We start from the raw sequence: 16,310 nt of genomic DNA, 5'->3' as shown, positions 1-16,310 counted from the left end.
GCTGGTGAGGGCCGCGCGCGACGTGCGCGGCGTCGTGGCGGCGGCCGTAGTGGGCAAGGGCGGCGAGGTACTCGCCGCGGCCGGCGAGGGCGCGGCGCTGCTCGACCGCATGCAGCGCACCGCCACCAACGCGCTGGCGGCCGCCGAGGCGTTCGCGTCGCTGCTCGACGCGATGGACGCGGCGACGGTGCACGCGGGGGACGAGGGGGAGGCGGCTGAGGAGGTCGGCGAGCGGCCCGCCGACGTCGACCTGGCCGAGACCCACCTGACCGTCCTCTACCAGGACGTCAACCCGCTGCTGTTCGAGACGCTGCCGGGCGGCGACCGCCTCCTGGTCGTGGCCGTGGAGTCGCCCGCCGACATAGGCAGGGCGCGCTTCCACCTCAGGCGGCTGGGCGAGGGTCGCCCGTCCGCCTGAGGGGCTCGCGGCGGGCGGACGCGGAGCGGGCCTCGGCCGGCGCAGGCGCCTCCCCGCGACGCGCGGCTAGTCTGGGGGCGTGAAGCAGCCCCTGAAGTTCGAGATCGACAAGGAGACGGCGCGCGGCAGGCCGACGAACGGCGCGCTGATCGTCCACACCGCCGACGAGTTCATCTTCGACTTCGTCCTCGTCATGCCGGGCCAGCAGCCCGTCGTTAGCGCCCGGCTCGTCACCAGCCCGCGGCACGCCAAAGCGCTGCTGCGGAGCCTCGAGGACAACATCAGGCGCTACGAGGCGCGGCACGGCCAGATCCCCGAGCCGGCGCGGCCCACGCAGCCGGGCCAGGTGGGGCGCCCCACCGACGACGACGAGGGGCCGAACTGAGCTGCCGGACCGCGGCGCCGACGGAAGCCGCCGCTCGTCCGCGACGCACCGAAGCCCCGCGCGGCCGGGGGCGAGGTTCGCCCCCCGACAGGTTAGATGAGAACGTGATGAGTCCGCTCTGATACCTGGGGCCCGCCGGCCTAGTGTTTGTATGTGTCCATGTCCGAGCGGGTCGTCGTCTACTTCGACTACCTCTGCCCGTACTCGTGGCGCCTCGCCGAGCTGATCGCGCTCGCCGGCGCGGCGGTGCGGGCGGAGTGGCGACACGTCTCGGTCTACCAGCTAGAGCACGACGCCAAGTGCCGCTACGGGGCCTGCCCCGAGCCCGCGCGATGGCAGTTATGGAACGCTCCGATCGACCCTGAGGACGGCAGCGGCTGCAAGGGCCTGCTGCCGTTCTTGGCTTCCGTGGCGGCGCGCGCCCAGGGCCCCGCCGCGCACGACAGGTTCAGGCTCGGCCTGCTGCGCGCGGCGCACCTCGAGGGGCGGCCGCTCGACCGCGAGACGGCCGGCGACGTCGCTCGCCTGGCCGGCCTGCACATGCCCCGCTTCTGGCGGGACCTCGACAACCCCGAGAACCGCACCGCGCTGGCGCAGGAGCACATGCTCGCCGTGGCCGCCGAGGTCACGAGCACTCCCAGCGTCGTCTTCCCCGGCTCGCACGTGGCCCACGTGAGGTTCAAGGGCCTCCCCGCCGCGACGCCGGAGGCGCTGGGACTGGTCGCCGCCGCCTTCGGCCTGGCGCCCGCAGCGCTGGTCCCCAGCCTCCGTCCCAGCGGGGAACTCAACTGACCGATGCGGAGTCCAGCGCGTTAGACTGCCCGCGTGCGGCTGGGTCAGAACGTCGGCCACGGCTCGGACGTAGGTAGGGTCCGGCCGTTCAACGAGGACTACCACCGCGTCTGGCAGTTCTCGCTGGAGAGCGGCGACATCACGCTCCTGGCCGTCGCCGACGGCATGGGCGGCGCGGCGGCCGGGGAGGTCGCCAGCAAGCTGGCGATGGAGGTCCTCGACGAGTCGTTCAGCCGCTACGTCGAGGAGATCCGCTCCGGCAAGCCCGTGGTGGGCATCGACAAGCTCATCGACAAGGCCGTGAGGCTGGCCAACAGGCGCGTCTACGCCGCCTCGATCAAGCACCAGGGGCGGCGGGGCATGGGCTCGACGCTCACCTGCGTCGCCCTGCAGCACCGCACGGCCTACATCGGGCACGTGGGGGACTCGCGCGCCTACCTCGTGCGCGGCAAGAAGATCTACCAGCTCACCAAGGACCACTCCTGGGTGGAGGAGCAGCTCGAGAAGGGCCTGCTCTCGGAGGAGGAGGCCAAGAGCCACGAGTGGCGTAACCTCATCACCAGGGTGCTGGGGACGCGTCCACAGGTAGCCCCTGACGTGATCGAGGTCGCCGTCGAACGCGGGGACGTCTTCGTCATCTCGACCGACGGCCTCCACGGCCTCGTGACGCCCGAGGAGGTGCTGGCGGAGTGCATGCGCACCACCAGCCGCCAGTCCTCGGTGGAGGCGCTCATAGCGCTCGCCAACGACCGCGGGGGGCCCGACAACATCACGCTGATCATCGCGGAGGTCGACGAATGACGATCGTGCTGATCGCGGTCGCCGCCGCGCTCGTGGCCGCGCTGCTCCGCGCCCCCGCCTGGCTGTCGGTGGGGCTCCTCGCGGTGGCGGCGGGGCTCACCGGCGTGGCCCTGGTGCTGGGCGGCGTCGACCGCGCCCTGGCGCCGCTCGTCCTCACCGCCCTCGCCATCGGCCTGATCGTGCCCTCGGGGGTGCAGGCGGCGCGCAGCGCGCGCGTGGCCCCGCCCAAGGGCAAGCGCAAGGGCGCGGCCGCGCAGGCGAAGTCGAAGGTGGCGCCTGCCTCGAACTTCGACAACGCCGAGATACCCGGCTACGAGCTGCTCGAGAAGGTGGGTTCGGGCGGCATGGCCAGCGTCTACCGCGCCCGCCGCAAGTCCGACGGCCAGATCGTCGCGCTGAAGATCCCCATGGAGCAGTTCGTGGCGGACGCGAAGTTCATCCGCCGGTTCCACCGCGAGGCCGAGGTCGCGCAGCGGCTCAACCACGTGAACATCGTGCGCACCTACGAGCACGGCGCGATCGGCGCCCAGCACTACATGGTCATGGAGTACGTCGACGGGCGCAGCCTCGAGGGGTACATCGAGGCCGGCGAGCTCGACATCGAGCTGGGCATCGACATCATGAAGCGCGTCGTCCGGGCGCTCCAGCACATCCACTCGGCCGGCATCATCCACCGCGACATCAAGCCGGCGAACGTGATGATCGTGCGGGGCGGCATCCGCGAGGACCGCGACCCGCGCCTGCTCCCCGAGGCCGTGAAGCTGATGGACTTCGGCATCGCCGGCGGCAAGGTGCTGTCGCGCCTGACGATGACGGGCGCCCGCGTGGGCACGCCCGTCTACATGTCGCCGGAGCAGGCGCGCGGCCTGAAGATCGACCACCGCAGCGACATCTACTCGCTGGGCCTCGTGTTCTACGAGGTCCTCACCGGGCAGACCGCGTTCAAGGGCGGCTACGAGGCCATAGTCCACCAGCAGATCTTCCAGACGCCGCCGCCGCCGCGGCAGGTCGTGCTCACCGTGCCGAAGGCCCTCGACCAGCTCGTCATGCGCATGATCGCCAAGGACCCTGACGAGCGACCCACGCTCGACGAGGTCCTCGAGGTGCTGGAGAACGTCGACCTGAGCGAGGAGGAGGAGGCGCAGCTCCCCACCCGCATCGTCCTGACGGTGAGCGCGCGCCAGGGCGTGCTGCGGATCCTCGACACCGAGGGCAACCTGCACACGTCTATCGGCGACGTGGGCACCGGCGACAAGGACTTCTCGGCGGCGCCACTGTCGGTGGCCATCGACTCGAAGGGAGACTACTTCGCCGCGATATTCGAGTACCGCGTCGGGCAGGAGAACCACCGCATGGTGCACAAGCTCGCCCGCGACGGCTCCAAGGTGCTCTCCTTCGGCACCTACGGCATGCAGCCGGGCGAGTTCCTCTACCCGGCGTCCGTCGCCGTGGCGCCGGACGACACTGTCTACGTGCTCGACAGCGAGACGCACCTCGTGCAGCGCTTCACGAACGACGGGCGCTTCCTGTCATCGTTCGGCGGGCGCGGCAAGGGCCACGGCACGTTCGACGACCCGCGCGTGATCACGGTCGACCAGGCCGGCAACGTCTACGTCCTCGACTACGGCAACAGGCAGGTGCAGCGCCTCAGCGCCGAGGGCGTCTACCAGACGCGCTGGGCCTTCAAGGTCGCGGCCGACCAGCCGGGCATGCGCCTCCTCGACGGCGTCACCGTCGACCACGAGGGCAACGTCTACATCTCCGACGCCGACGCGTCGAAGGTCCGCAAGATCACGCCCGAGGGCAAGGTGGGCGTCTCGTTCGCCCTCGACGCCAAGCAGGGCGAGCTCACCGACACGATCGTCGACCTCGGCGTCGACGACGACGGCTGCCTCTACGCCGCGCGCCGGGGCGGCCACCTGATCAGGAAGTACGACCCGGCCGGCAAGCTCCTCGGCACCTTCGAGACCTACGCGCCCGTGGTGCAGATGGTCGTGGACCTGCGCGAGCTCCGCGAGGCCGGCGCGCAGGGACCGGGCGGCCCGGGGCTGGCGGCGCAGAGGCCGTAGGGGCTGGCGCGGGCGCGGCCGGGTGTTCGGGCCAAGGTTCAGCTGCTCGCGCCGAGGCTCAGGTGTTCGGACCGATGCTAAGTCAGTAGCCCGTCATAGGGATACTCACCGGTGGCCACCAGGGATCCTGCCGATGCCGAAGTGGGCGCCGGGTCGGTGTCCTGGAGGGCGTTCATGCCCTCTTCTGGCCGACGGTTCGCGCCCCAGTCGATAGAGCGATAGCGAGCTACTGACTGCAGGGGGACGGGAGAGGCGCGCGGCCGCGATGGAGGCCGAGCGCACGCCCGTCACAGGCCAGGGATCAGCCTGATGATGCGCGTGAAGAGCGTGCCGAAGAAGTTCATCAGGCCGCCGATCACTCCGGTCATCGACAGCACCAGGAAGAAGACCATGAAGCCGAGGATCCCGAACTGGGCGATCTGCATGACGAAGCGCCGCACGTCGGGGTTGCCCCAGGCGAGGGCGGCGCGGCCCATGTCGAGCGGCAGCACGGGGAACAGGTTGATGACGGCGTGCAGCACGGCGATCGACGCGGCCAGCTCGAAGGCGTTGAACAGCGCCGGGCTCTCGAGCGAGCGGAACACCGCCGCGACCACCATGCTGAGGAACGCGACGACGAGGTAGGCGCCGATGCCGGAGACCCACACCCAGGCCTCGGCGCGCCCGCGGCGCGAGTAGTTGCGCGAGTTCACCGGCACGGTGCGGGGCCAGCCGAAGCCGAGCAGGAGCAGGAACACCACGCCGATGGGGTCGAGCTGGCGGGCGGGGTCGAACGCCATGAAGCCCGCGAGGCGCGGCGACGGGTCGCCCAGCCGGTTCGCCACCCAGGCCTGCACCATGTTGTGGAAGATCAGGGCCATCACCATGACGATGAAGGCTATGACGATGGTCGTTAGGTCGCCTGGGAACCTCAGTATCACTCTTGCACTCCGGGCCGCTCCGGTCGGCGCAGCTCGTCGACGAGCCGTCTGGCGAGCTCCAACTCGTCCTCGAAGCTGGTGGTCTGGCGTTGGGCCCGGGCGCGTTCGACGTCAGCCAGCACGCGACCCACGGCGGGCCCCTCGGGCAGCCCCAAAGCTACCACATCCCTCCCGCGCAGCCGTCTGCGAGGCGGTTCCTCGGCCAGGCGCACGATGCGCTCGGCGAGCGCGCCGCCCCGCGACCGCAGCAGGGCCGCCTCGGCGGGGGTGAGCTGCTCCAGCTCGTCGTCCGTGACCTCCTGCGGCGCGTCGAGCAGCCGCAGCAGGCGCTCGCGGGACGCCAGCACGCGGCGCGGCCAGTTGAAGCTCTCTACGTGCGCGGCGGCGTCTCCCTCCTCCTGTCCGAGCAGCAGCGCGAGCAGGTAGGCCTCCTCGGGGACCGCGTCCTGCGCCCGCGCCTCGTCGAGCGCGGCGACGGCCGCGCGGGCACCGGCGAGGTCCAGCCCGAACAGCGGCCGCAGCACGTCGAGGCGGTCCATGACCTCGAGCGCCGGCAGCACGCGCTGTTCGGTGAACGTCAGCTCCAGCTCGGCGCGCAGGCGCGAGCGGCTGACGCCGGCGCCGAGGCCCTCGGCGACCACGGCCCGCGCCTTCGCCGCGGTGTCGGCGGCGAACTCGAACGACAGCCGGCCGGCGAGACGTGCGCCGCGGAGGATGCGCGTGGGGTCCTCGACGAACGAGAGCGGGTGCAGCACGCGCAGCTGGCGCCTGCCGAGGTCGGCGCGCCCGCCGAACGGGTCGAGCACGGCGGGCGGAGCCGGCGTGAGCCTGACGGCCATGGCGTTGATGGTGAAGTCGCGCCTGGCGAGGTCCTGCTTCACGCTGCTCGGGCTCACGTCGGGCAGGGCGCCCGGGCGGGCGTACGTCTCCTCGCGCGCGGTGGCGAGGTCCACGACCAGGCCGCCGGGCAGCGTGAGGGTGCAGGTCCCGAACCCGACGTGGCAGGAGAGCGAGCCGCCCAGGCGCCGCTGCAGGCGCGTACCGAACGCCTCGACGTTGCCGCCCTCGACCACGAGGTCCACGTCCTTGCTGCCGGCGCCGAGCATCAGGTCGCGCACCGTGCCGCCCACGAGGTAGACGGGCAGCTCGCCGGCCAGCTCCTTCACGGCCTGCACGACCGTCTGCGCCCTGGGCGGCAGCCGGGCCAGGAGCTGCTGGGCCTCGCCGACGTCGTCGCGCCGGTGCCGCGCGGCGATGAGGTCGGCCCGCGTCACGATGCCCACCAGCCTGCCGCCCTCGACGATGGGCACGCGGCCGACGTTGTGGCCGAGCACCAGCGCCTCGAGCTCGGGGATCGTCGCCTCCGGAGGGGCCGACACGACCGCGCGGCTCATGAAGCCGCTCACGCGGCTCGCGCCCAGGTCGTGGCGCAGCGCGCGGTCGATGTCGCGGCGCGAGACGACGCCCACGACCCGGCCCTGCGCGTCGACGACGGGCATGCCGTTGTGGCCGTGGACGAGGAGCTGGGACTGCGCCTCGGCGACCGTGGCGTGCTCCGGCACCGTGCGCACCGGCGAGCTCATCACGTCCCTGGCGGTGAGCACGGGCGCGGCGTGGCGCGCCAGCGCCGCCAGAGCGCGCTCGGCCGCCGCCGCGGGCGGGAGGTCGGTCTTGCCGTACGCGGCGCCGGGGTGGCCGGAGCCGCCCACCGCCTCGGCGAGCGCAGCGGCGCTGTCGAAGCGCTCGTCGCTGCGCGCGAACACCAGCGTGCGGCCCTCCATGCCGGCGGCGACGAGCGCGGCGTCGGCGCCGTGGACGTCGAGCAGCTCGCTGACCAGGCCGCTGACGCCGGCCACGTAGCGGGGGTTCTCGAAGGCCGCGACCACCACCGGTCGGCCGGCGACGAGCGTCGTGCGCGCGGCCTCGTGGAGCCGGTCGCGGAAGTCGAGCTGGTCGGGCGTGAGCACGTCGTGCGCGAAGCGGCGCACGAGCTGCAGGCTGCCGCCCTGGGCGAGCAGGTAGGCGGCGGCGCGGTAGTCGTCCGGCGTGGTGCCGACGTAGCTGAGGTTGCCGGTGTCCTCGTGGATGCCCAGGAGCCCCAGGCTGGCGACGGCCGGCGGGACGGGCGTCGCCGTGGCGGCCAGCTCGCGGGTGAGGAGCGTGGCGGTGGCGCCGACGCGCTCCACGATGCCCCGCCCCGCCGGGATCGGGTCCTCGGGCAGCGGGTGGTGGTCGTAGAGGGTGACGGGCACGCGGCCGACGAGCGCGTCGAACGGCCTGATGCGCGCGGGGTCGGAGGTGTCCACGACGACGAGCTCCGTGACCTCGTCCAGGTCGACGTCGGCCTCGTCGAGGAGGTCGAGGACGTCCCTGTAGAGAGAGAGGAACGACTCGACGCTCCTGCCGATCGCCCCGTGGACCGCCGCGCGGCTGCCGGGGAAGAGCACCTGCGCGAGCGCCAGCGACGCCAGGGCGTCGAAGTCGGGCTGCTCGTGCGTGACGATCAGGCGCATGGGCGTGCCGCCCCCCTCACCGGACGGTGACGGGACCGGACCCCACGTCCTCCAGCACGATGTCGATGACGCGCCCGCCGTTCCTCAGGCTGGGGCTCTCCCACACGCCGGTGTCGCCGCTGCCGGAGCGCCTCTCGAGGAAGCGGGGGAGGCGCAGGGGGCCGGAGCCGTCGTCCTGGACGGTGAGGCGGATGGGGGCGGTGTCGGGCAGGTCCAGCTCCAGCGGGCCGCTGCCCAGCTCGAGCGCCACGACGGCGTCGCTACCCTCGCCGATGAAGACGGTCGCGGGTCCGGAGCCGAGGTCGGCCTCGAGGTTCAGCGAGGCCCCCGGCGCGACCCGCAGCTCGATGGGACCGGAGCCGCCGTCGACGGACACCACGTAGGGCCGGCCGCCGCCGGGGAGGTCCGCGGTCGCGGGACCGCTGCCCGCCTCCAGCTCCAGGGCGACGAGCTGGGTGCCGACGAGGTCGAGGGTGATGGGGCCGGAGCCGCCGTCGACCTGGACGTCGAGGGGCACGGCGCGGGGCACCTCGACGTCCCAGCGTGCGGGCCCCACGAAGGGCCTGAAGGCGGCGCGCTCGGGCGACAGGCGCACGCGCGTCTCGGCGGCACCGTCGACGGCGACGACGCCGCGCGGCTCGCCGGTGAACCGCGCGGTCACCAGCGTGTCGTCGGAGTCGGCGGACCTCACGTTGAGGACGGGTGAGCTCGCCCGCAGGCTGAAAGACACGCGCTCGGTCGTCGGCGGCAGGTCGTGGTGGACCTCGGTGGCGGGGCGCTGCAGCGCGCTCGCCGGCCAGAACAGGCCGACCAGGAGGATGACGGCGGCGGCGAGGGCCACGAACGGCACGTCGCGCGGGCGCCGCTCGGGCATCAGCATGTCGAGGCCCGCGCCGACCAGCAGCAGCGGCCACAGGCGCGCCAGCGCCGCCCCGAGAGAGGGCGGCACGAACCCGACGGCGAACAGGAGCCAGATCGCGCCGATGGCGATGAGTGCGATTGGCAGCGCGCGCGTCGTCATCCTTCCGCCTCAGGCGCGGTCGTCTCGGTCGGGGTCCGTCTGTTCGGCGTCGGCTTCTTCGGTGCCGGCTTGCTCTGTGTCGGTTCGACCTGGGGCTTCCGCGGGGCCGGCTCGATCGGGGGCGGCTTGCTCGGTGGCGGTTCGGTCGGAGGCGGTGCCTGTCGCCGTGCCGGGTGGGGTGACGGTCGTCGTCCCCGGCGGCGTGCTCGTAATCGCCCCCGGCGACGCGCCGGTGGTGGGCTCCGGCGCAGTGCCGGTCGTGGGCTCCGGCGGAGTACTGGTCGTGGGCTCCGGCGGCGTGCCGGTAGCGGTCCCCGGCGGCAGGCCGGGCCCTGGGCCCGCGCTAGGCGGCGGGGTCGGTACCCCCGGCGCCCGCCGGGTCGCCCAGGGGAGGGGCGCCTGCGGGTCGCGGAAGAAGAGCAGGTAGACGCCGAAGCCGATCAGCAGCAGCGGCAGGAGCCAGCGCATGGCGCCGCCGAGACCGCCCCAGATGATGAACTCGAAGAGCACGCCGAACACGGCGAAGAGCGTGAGGCCGACGTAGACGGTGCGCAGGCCCTCGCGCTCGCGCGCGTGGTCGTTCTGCAGCGCGCCGAAGATGAGGTTGCCGGCGCCGGCTCCGGCCACGATGAGCGCCCAGCTGTAGGCCCAGGCGTCCATGCGGTTGGCGGCGTTGAGGATCAGGAGGATGAGGCCGATCGTAGTGACGATGGACCCGGGGACCGCGAGGCTGGCCATCTCGCGCCTGCCCAGGAACGCGGCGCCCAGGAGGATGAGGCCGGGGACGATGACGAAGAGCGGCCACGCGAAGTCGCCCCTTCCCGTCACCTGCCACAGCAGGAACAGGCCGCCCAGGACGACGAGTGCGATGCCCAGCGTCTTGTCGCGGTCGCGCATGTCTCCCTCCGACCTGCCCGGATACGCCGGGCACGACGGCATCCACCGTCAAGGCCGATTGTACTGCGCGCTCCTGACGCTCACGGAGAGCCGATGGTGGCAGGCTCCTGCGCCTTTCGTATGAGGTCCGCCATGGCAGCGCGCGCGTGTACCAGGCCGTTCTCGACGAAGACCTCCGAGGTCTTCCTGCCGCTGGACGCCGAACCGACCACGTAGAGTCCCGGCACGTTCGACTCGTACGTCTCGGGGTCCACGCGCGCCTTACGCGTCTCGGGGTCCACCTGGACGCCGGCTCCCTCGATGAGCCAGGTGGGGGCCGAGTACCCGGTCAGCACGAAGGCCTGGTCGGCGGGCAGCGCCTCCTCGCCCTCGCCCGGAGACGACCCGACCGGCGCGACCACCACGCGTCCGGGCTCGAAGCGCCGCACCACGGTGCCGAACCGCGCGGCGATGGAGCCTTCCTTGATGCGGTTCTCCAGGTTCGGCCTGATCCAGTACTTGAGCGTGCGCTTCATGTCCTCGCCGCGGTGGACGATCGTCACGCGGGCGCCGGCGCGGAAGAGGTCGAGCGCCGCGTCGGCCGCGCTGGAGCCGCCGCCGACGATGACGACGGGCCGAGCGAAGTACGGGTGGCCCTCGGTGTAGTAGTGGCTGACCCACGGCAGGTCCTCGCCGGGCACGCCGAGGAGGTTCGGGTTGTCGAAGTAGCCGGTGGCCACGACGACCGCCTGTGCGTGGGCGGTGCCCGAGAGGCCAGACGGCGCCTGGGCCTCGACGCGGAGGGCGAAGCGTGCACCGGCCCGCTCGCCTCCCGGCGGCGGCGCGCCGGCACGCGCCCGCGGCCCGCCGCCGGCGAGAGGCCGCACCTCGACGACGCGGGAGAACTGCCTGACGTTCAGGCCCTCGTTGGCGACGACCTTGCGGTAGTAGTCGAGCGCCTCCTTGCGCGTCGGCTTGTCCGCCGCCGACACGAGCGGGTGGCCGCCCACCTCGAGCCGCTCAGACGTGGTGAAGAACAGCATGTAGACCGGGTAGCGGGCGATGGCCGCCGCGACGGGCCCCTGGTCGAGCAGCAGGTGGGAGAGCCCGGCCCGCTTGGCGAGGATGGCGCATTCGATGCCGATGGGCCCCGCCCCCACGATGGCGACGTCGTAGCGCGCGGCTGCGGGGTCGCCCGTGACCGCGTCGTCTGTCGGCACGCCACCAGCCATGGCCTCAACGTAACAAGCGCGCGTGAGCCGGCGGGGCTCCCAGCGTCATCCCTGCCGCGTCCTCCTAGGCGCGCGCCGAGGTCGCCGCGCCGGCACGCCGACCTTCCCGCAGGATGGGCAGTGCGGGCACAGCGGGCAGGCCTCGCAGGCGGGCCGGCGCGCGGTGCAGATTCGGCGGCCGTGCAGGATCAGGGCGTGGTGGAGGAACACCCACTGGTCCGGCGGGAAGAGGCGTTGGAGGTCCGCCTCGACCTTGTCCGGCACCGTGTTGGTCGAGAAGCCGAGGCGGCGGGCCAGGCGGCCGACGTGGGTGTCGACGGCGATGGTGTGCTGGCCGAAGGCGTTGGCGAGGACGACGTTCGCGGTCTTGCGCCCCACGCCCGGCAGCGCCACGAGGTCGGCCATCGTGGCGGGCACCTCGCCGCCGTGGCGCTCGACCAGCGCCCGCGCCGTGGCCACTGCGTTGCGCGCCTTGGTGCGGTAGAGACCGATGGTGCGGATGTAGGGCTCGACCTCCTCGGGCGTAGCCGCCGCGAGGGCGAACGCGTCGGGGTAGGCGGCGAACAGCGCAGGCGTCGCGGCGTTCACGCTCACGTCCGTCGCCTGGGCGGAGAGGAGCGTGGCGATCAGGAGCTGGAACGGCGTCTGGAACCTGAGCTCGGTGCGGGCGTCGGGGTAGAGCTCGCGCAGCAGGTCGAGGACCCGCTGCCCCCTCTCCCGCTTGGCCCGCAGGGACTCGCGCGGCACCCGGCGATGCTAACCGGCGACGACAACAGGGGCGCGTTCCGCTCATCAGGGCGCCGAGCAGCTCTCATCGCGCGCCGCTGGTAGCCCATCGACCCGCGCCGTGACGCCGTGCCACGGGATAAGTGAGCGATTCACCAGTCTCACCTCGCGCTCACGCGGTACCTTGGCAGCCAGTGTCCTGGCGTGACCGAGCCGCGCCGGGCGACCCGTCGACGGCGGGCGAGGAGGCAGGATGCCCGTTTACGAGTACAAGGCGCGCGACCGCACCGGCAAGCTCATCGCTGCCACCATGGAGGCGGCCTCCGAGCGCGACGTCGCTGCCTCGCTCCGGCAGAAGGGCTACTTCATCAGCGAGATCAAGGCGCCCAAGTCCGGGCTGAACGCCGAGATCAGGCTGCCGAAGTGGCTCGACATCGGGTCTGTCCCCAACACCCGCGACATCACGATCTTCTCGCGGCAGTTCGCCACCGTCATCAACGCCGGCCTGCCCGTCGTGCAGAGCCTCGCGATCCTCCAGCGGCAGGCCGAGAAGCAGGGCCTGAAGGACGCCCTGCGGCGCGTCCGCGAGGACGTCGAGACCGGTCAGAACCTCTCCGACGCGCTCGCCAAGCACCCGCGCCTGTTCAACAAGCTGTACATCTACCTGGTGCGCGCCGGCGAGGTGTCGGGCAACCTCGACGGCATCCTCGAGCGCATCGCCACCTACATGGAGAAGCAGGCGGCGCTGCGCGGCAAGATCCGCACCGCGCTCACCTACCCGACCGTGGTGCTCGTGATCGCGCTCGGCGTGACGTGGTTCCTGCTCACGGGCATCGTCCCGCAGTTCGCGCAGATCCTCGACCAGCTCGGCGGCGAGCTGCCCGTCATCACGCGGGCGCTCATCGCTGTCTCCGACTTCCTGCGCTTCCAGTGGTGGCTGCTGGCCCTGATCATCGTGGCCGCGGTGGTGGGCCTCATCATGTTCCGCCGCACGCCCAACGGCCGGCGAGTCATCGACCGCTTCCTGCTGCGAACGCCCGTCATAGGCACGCTGGTGCAGAAGAGCGCCATCGCCAGCTTCTCGAACACCTTCGGACTGCTGCTGCGCTCGGGCGTGAACATCATCGAGTCGATAGACATCACCAAGGGCACAGCCGGCAACGCCATCGTCGAGGACATCCTCACCGAGACGAAGGAGGCGGTGCAGCGCGGCGAGCAGATCAGCTCCACGCTCATGAAGTACCCGCGCGTGTTCCCGCCCATGGTGTCGTCGATGGTGGCGATCGGCGAGGAGACCGGCGCCGTCGACTCGATGCTGCAGAAGGTCGCGGACTTCTACGAGCGCGAGGTCGACGAGGCCGTCGAGAGCCTCACGGCCGCCCTCGAGCCCGCCCTCATCGTGTTCCTCGGCGTCATCGTCGGCTTCATCGTCGCCGGCATGTTCCTGCCGATGTTCTCGATCATCGGGCAGCTGTCGCAGTAGGGATTGTAGATCCCAGGATGAGCGAGCAGTTCGTCCGGATAATCTGCGATCCCTCGCAGCACTCCGAGGATGCTGCAGCGCTGCGTATGCAGGTGGGGCGTATACAGTTGTTAGGTGGGGCGAAGACGCTCTAGAGATTCGTCGCCTTGAAGTGAACCAAGTGCGGCTGGACTGGACTTCAGTCCAGCCGCTTCGCTTGCGGCTGATGCCCATGGAGTCCGTGCTTTCGACGTCTGGTGTCAAGCGACGGGGAGCGCGGTGGGTTGAAGTAGGACTCGAGCACCACTTTCCCGCCGAATCTTGCCGGGTGTGGCGTAGATATTGAGTGCGTTCCAAGCGCGGCTGATCGACGGCGGAGAGGTCGTCCCTTTGTGGAGGTCATGGTGTTGGTGCCGAGGGAGCGCCTCGGCGAGCTCTACGCGATGACCATGAAGCTCTTCAGGACCGCGACTCCTCCTGACTCTGAGCGTCCTGGTCCATGTCCTGGCGAGTCAGGAAGGCAGGAGTGGGGACCTAGGAGTGCCCATTCGGGGTCGTCGCGCGCTCTTCTTCGAGTATCAGTAGCGCGCACCTGGTGAAACACTTGATTGCCCTTCAGCGAGCCAGAGGATGTGCTGGGTGACAAGCTTTCCGCCTCCGTCTTGCCGGCATCGTCCTGGATGGGGGAACGCGATGGGCTCGCGGTTGGGGAGGGTCTGGATGTCGTCTAGTTGTCGCCAGGTGTGGTTCGACATGAAGGCTGAGCGTGCGTGGTTCGGGCGCGGCACCTAACTCGCGCGTTGAGGGCCTTTCGCTTTGAGCCAAGGGGGCTCGCGGGATCGGAGGGGTTGGCGTGGCGTTGTGGCTAGTGCGCGCTGGGCGCAATGGTGAGCGGGAGGATCTCGCGCTCGAGAAGAAGCTCGTGGTCATCGGCTGGGACTAGCTGCCAAGTCTGGAGCGTTACCAGACGCGTGACGACATCCTCGCGCTCTGCCAGCAGGTGTACCAGGACCAGAAGCTGAACACGCTCAGGAACTGGGCGGCTCAGCTTTTCGCCTTCCGTGCGCGCATGCAGAAGGGCGACCTTGTCGCCTTGCCTTTGAAGCAGCAGTCTGCAGTGGCGTTCGGTGAGGTTGTAGGTGACAACGAGTACCGTCCCGATCTGCCCGCGGGAGCCAGCCACGCTCGCAAGGTCAAGTGGATCCGGACGGACGTCCCGCGGACCGCGATCGGCACCGACCTTCTCTACAGCTTGGGTGCTTTCCTCACGGTGGCGCGCATCCAGCGCAACAACGCCGAGGAGAGGATCAAGGCCCTCCTAGCGGGTAAGCCAGACCCGGGGTTCGATGAGGAGCAGGTTGTCAGCGGTGGCGATGAGCTTGAGGACGTCGACAGCGCCCTTCAGGACCTGGAGCGTTACGCGCGTGACCTGATCAGTAAGCGCATCAGCCAGCGGTTCAAGGGTCCTAAGTTCGAGCGACTGGTCAAGGAGCTCTTGCAGGCTCAGGGCTACGTAACCGCAAGGACGACCGCCGGGGCTGATGGCGGTGTGGACATCGTCGCGGGCCGCGAGCCGATGGGGTTCGACGAGCCGCGGATCGCCGTGCAAGTCAAGAGCGGTGAGACCCCGGAGGACATCAAGGCTGTGCGTGAGCTGCGGGGCGTGCTGGAGGCCTTCAACGCTCAGCGCGGCCTGTTCGTGTCGTGGGGTGGGTTCAAGTCCAGCGTGACGAACGCGAAGCGGCAGCTCTTCTTCCAGGTGCGGCTGTGGACGGCGGATGACGTGATCGATGCCGTCTTGGAGAACTACGACCGCCTCTCGGACGGTACGAAGTCTGAGTTGCCGTTGAAGAGGATCTGGACGCTCGTGCCGAGCCTGGAGGACGACTGAGCTCTACCAGGTGCCGGCACTCCTCAGGTCACGTCGCTGGAAGGCGCTACACCGGAGAGTTATAGGCCGTTCTCGCTCGGGGTTCTAGAGCATGGCCTCGGGCATGAGCAGGCTATTTGGGAAAGCCTTTGCGTCTGGCAGCAATCCTGGACAGGCGGCTTCTACTGGCGCCGCATCGAGCAAGAGTTTTCGACCTGGGTCGAATGGGACCGATCCGAGGCGCTAGTTTCCAGTTCAGTTGCAATCTCTTGAAGAGACCAACAGGGTTCGTAGGTTCAGGCAATACCCTGCGGCTTGTCCTGGAAGTCTGGAACCCCGTGAAGCGCTCTTGGAAGGGCTGCACGGGATCCCTGGAAACGTCCTGGTGCCCGGGGTCTTCACCGAGCTCTCGTCAGGGTCGTGCGGAACGCGGCCCTCGCGGACGCCGTAAGCGTCGGCACCGGCAAGGGTCACGTGGTCAACGCGGCAAGGGCTGGGGCCGGCGCACACCTGCACGCCTGGGCGCGCTTCGCAGCGTTAACGAGGCGTTCACGCCTCCCTGACTAGGCTCGTTGGTGCGCGTGCCCGCGGGAGCAGGTGAGCGACGAGCGCGCCGGCGAGGAGGCCGACCCCAGCGGCCAGGCTCGAGCCGCACGCCCGACTACTGCGAAACTGGGAGGGGCGAGCAAGGAGCCGTACTCGCGCTTCAGCCTCCGAGGAACGACGGGGAGGACAGGGGATGAAGACGACGGGCAGGTCGGGGAAGATGGATCGCCCGGGACCCACGGAGCACCGGGGCCGCTACCGGGGCGCTCGCGCTCCGGACGAACCGAAGCGGTGTGCCCGTCCGAGGTCGGCGGCTAGGTGGCGCCGCGCCGGCTCGTCGTCGAGCCTCGCCATGCTGGCCCTCCTCGCGCTCTCCGGCTGCGCGCGTGGACCGAACCCTGACGCGGGACCGGCCGAACTCAGCCTCTCCCTGTACTCCGGGCCGCCCGGCACCCCGATCGCAGTGCGCGGGATCGAGCTCGACATCGAGGACGCAACGGAGGTCCAGGCCTGGCTGGGCGACGAGCCCGCCGTCCTATTGGTGGCCGAGGACGGCACGATCTCGACGGCCGTCCCGCTCTTCCTCGGAAGCGCAGGCTGGCCCGAACCGCCTTCGGGACCGCAGACGTTCGAGCTCAGGCGCGGTGAGCAGGTCATCGGCCGCAGCACCCGAGGCGTG

14 protein-coding genes are annotated in these 16,310 nt (G+C 70.8%); 8 read left to right on the top strand and 6 right to left on the bottom strand.

Annotation, left to right across the window (positions count from 1 at the left end):
• Window positions 1-4 precede the first annotated feature (4 nt).
• From VF202_07245 to VF202_07225, 5 genes are all read left to right on the top strand, one after another.
• Window positions 5-418, top strand: coding sequence for a hypothetical protein (locus tag VF202_07245; protein ID HEX7039886.1), 414 nt, complete (start codon window positions 5-7; stop codon window positions 416-418).
• A gap of 79 nt (window positions 419-497) precedes the next feature.
• Window positions 498-803 carry a DUF3467 domain-containing protein gene (locus VF202_07240; GenBank protein ID HEX7039885.1) on the top strand — a complete coding sequence of 102 codons (306 nt, stop codon included), beginning with the start codon at window positions 498-500 and terminating at the stop codon, window positions 801-803.
• A 159-nt stretch (window positions 804-962) separates the two neighbouring features.
• Window positions 963-1,595 (top strand): hypothetical protein, encoded by a 633-nt coding sequence (locus tag VF202_07235; protein HEX7039884.1) that lies wholly within the window; start codon window positions 963-965, stop codon window positions 1,593-1,595.
• A 33-nt stretch (window positions 1,596-1,628) separates the two neighbouring features.
• Window positions 1,629-2,396 (top strand): Stp1/IreP family PP2C-type Ser/Thr phosphatase, encoded by a 768-nt coding sequence (locus tag VF202_07230; GenBank protein HEX7039883.1) that lies wholly within the window; start codon window positions 1,629-1,631, stop codon window positions 2,394-2,396.
• A complete protein-coding gene (locus VF202_07225) occupies window positions 2,393-4,465 on the top strand; it encodes a protein kinase (protein HEX7039882.1) in 2,073 nt (690 codons plus the stop codon). The genes VF202_07230 and VF202_07225 overlap by 4 nt, the downstream gene beginning before the upstream one ends.
• A gap of 287 nt (window positions 4,466-4,752) precedes the next feature.
• On the opposite strand, the gene VF202_07220 is transcribed toward VF202_07225, so the two are convergent.
• From VF202_07220 to nth, 6 genes are all read right to left on the bottom strand, one after another.
• A complete protein-coding gene (locus VF202_07220) occupies window positions 4,753-5,385 on the bottom strand; it encodes a site-2 protease family protein (GenBank protein ID HEX7039881.1) in 633 nt (210 codons plus the stop codon).
• Complete coding sequence (locus VF202_07215; GenBank protein HEX7039880.1) at window positions 5,382-7,898, bottom strand: CBS domain-containing protein; 2,517 nt, start codon at window positions 7,896-7,898, stop codon at window positions 5,382-5,384. Before VF202_07215 ends, VF202_07220 begins: the two co-directional genes overlap by 4 nt.
• A gap of 16 nt (window positions 7,899-7,914) precedes the next feature.
• Complete coding sequence (locus tag VF202_07210; protein HEX7039879.1) at window positions 7,915-8,919, bottom strand: DUF5668 domain-containing protein; 1,005 nt, start codon at window positions 8,917-8,919, stop codon at window positions 7,915-7,917.
• Window positions 8,920-8,928: 9 nt separating this feature from the next.
• Window positions 8,929-9,816, bottom strand: coding sequence for a hypothetical protein (locus VF202_07205; GenBank protein ID HEX7039878.1), 888 nt, complete (start codon window positions 9,814-9,816; stop codon window positions 8,929-8,931).
• Window positions 9,817-9,896: 80 nt separating this feature from the next.
• Complete coding sequence (locus VF202_07200) at window positions 9,897-11,015, bottom strand: YpdA family putative bacillithiol disulfide reductase (GenBank protein HEX7039877.1); 1,119 nt, start codon at window positions 11,013-11,015, stop codon at window positions 9,897-9,899.
• A 57-nt stretch (window positions 11,016-11,072) separates the two neighbouring features.
• Window positions 11,073-11,774, bottom strand: a complete 702-nt coding sequence (nth, locus tag VF202_07195; protein ID HEX7039876.1) for an endonuclease III — start codon at window positions 11,772-11,774, stop codon at window positions 11,073-11,075.
• A 232-nt stretch (window positions 11,775-12,006) separates the two neighbouring features.
• Between nth and VF202_07190 the strand changes: the two genes are divergently transcribed.
• The 3 genes from VF202_07190 to VF202_07180 all read left to right on the top strand — a co-directional run.
• Window positions 12,007-13,236 (top strand): type II secretion system F family protein, encoded by a 1,230-nt coding sequence (locus VF202_07190; protein ID HEX7039875.1) that lies wholly within the window; start codon window positions 12,007-12,009, stop codon window positions 13,234-13,236.
• Window positions 13,237-14,284: 1,048 nt separating this feature from the next.
• Window positions 14,285-15,106: a restriction endonuclease gene (locus VF202_07185; protein HEX7039874.1), complete on the top strand. Its 822-nt coding sequence runs from the start codon at window positions 14,285-14,287 to the stop codon at window positions 15,104-15,106.
• Between the two features lie 877 nt (window positions 15,107-15,983).
• A partial coding sequence (locus VF202_07180) for a hypothetical protein (GenBank protein ID HEX7039873.1) occupies window positions 15,984-16,310 on the top strand: 327 nt, incomplete at its 3' end.

This window comes from Trueperaceae bacterium (assembly GCA_036381035.1).
GTDB lineage: Bacteria > Deinococcota > Deinococci > Deinococcales > Trueperaceae > DASRWD01.
Note: the sequence above shows the minus strand (reverse complement) of the source record. Positions and strands in the feature narration are given on the sequence as shown.

Coding starts and splice junctions, on each gene's coding strand:
- VF202_07205 (HEX7039878.1), bottom strand. CDS start 9,816: ATGCGCGACCGCGACAAGACGCTGGGCATCGCACTCGTCGTCCTGGGC.
- VF202_07185 (HEX7039874.1), top strand. CDS start 14,285: ATGCAGAAGGGCGACCTTGTCGCCTTGCCTTTGAAGCAGCAGTCTGCA.
- VF202_07235 (HEX7039884.1), top strand. CDS start 963: ATGTCCGAGCGGGTCGTCGTCTACTTCGACTACCTCTGCCCGTACTCG.
- VF202_07210 (HEX7039879.1), bottom strand. CDS start 8,919: ATGACGACGCGCGCGCTGCCAATCGCACTCATCGCCATCGGCGCGATC.
- VF202_07215 (HEX7039880.1), bottom strand. CDS start 7,898: ATGCGCCTGATCGTCACGCACGAGCAGCCCGACTTCGACGCCCTGGCG.
- VF202_07225 (HEX7039882.1), top strand. CDS start 2,393: ATGACGATCGTGCTGATCGCGGTCGCCGCCGCGCTCGTGGCCGCGCTG.
- VF202_07190 (HEX7039875.1), top strand. CDS start 12,007: ATGCCCGTTTACGAGTACAAGGCGCGCGACCGCACCGGCAAGCTCATC.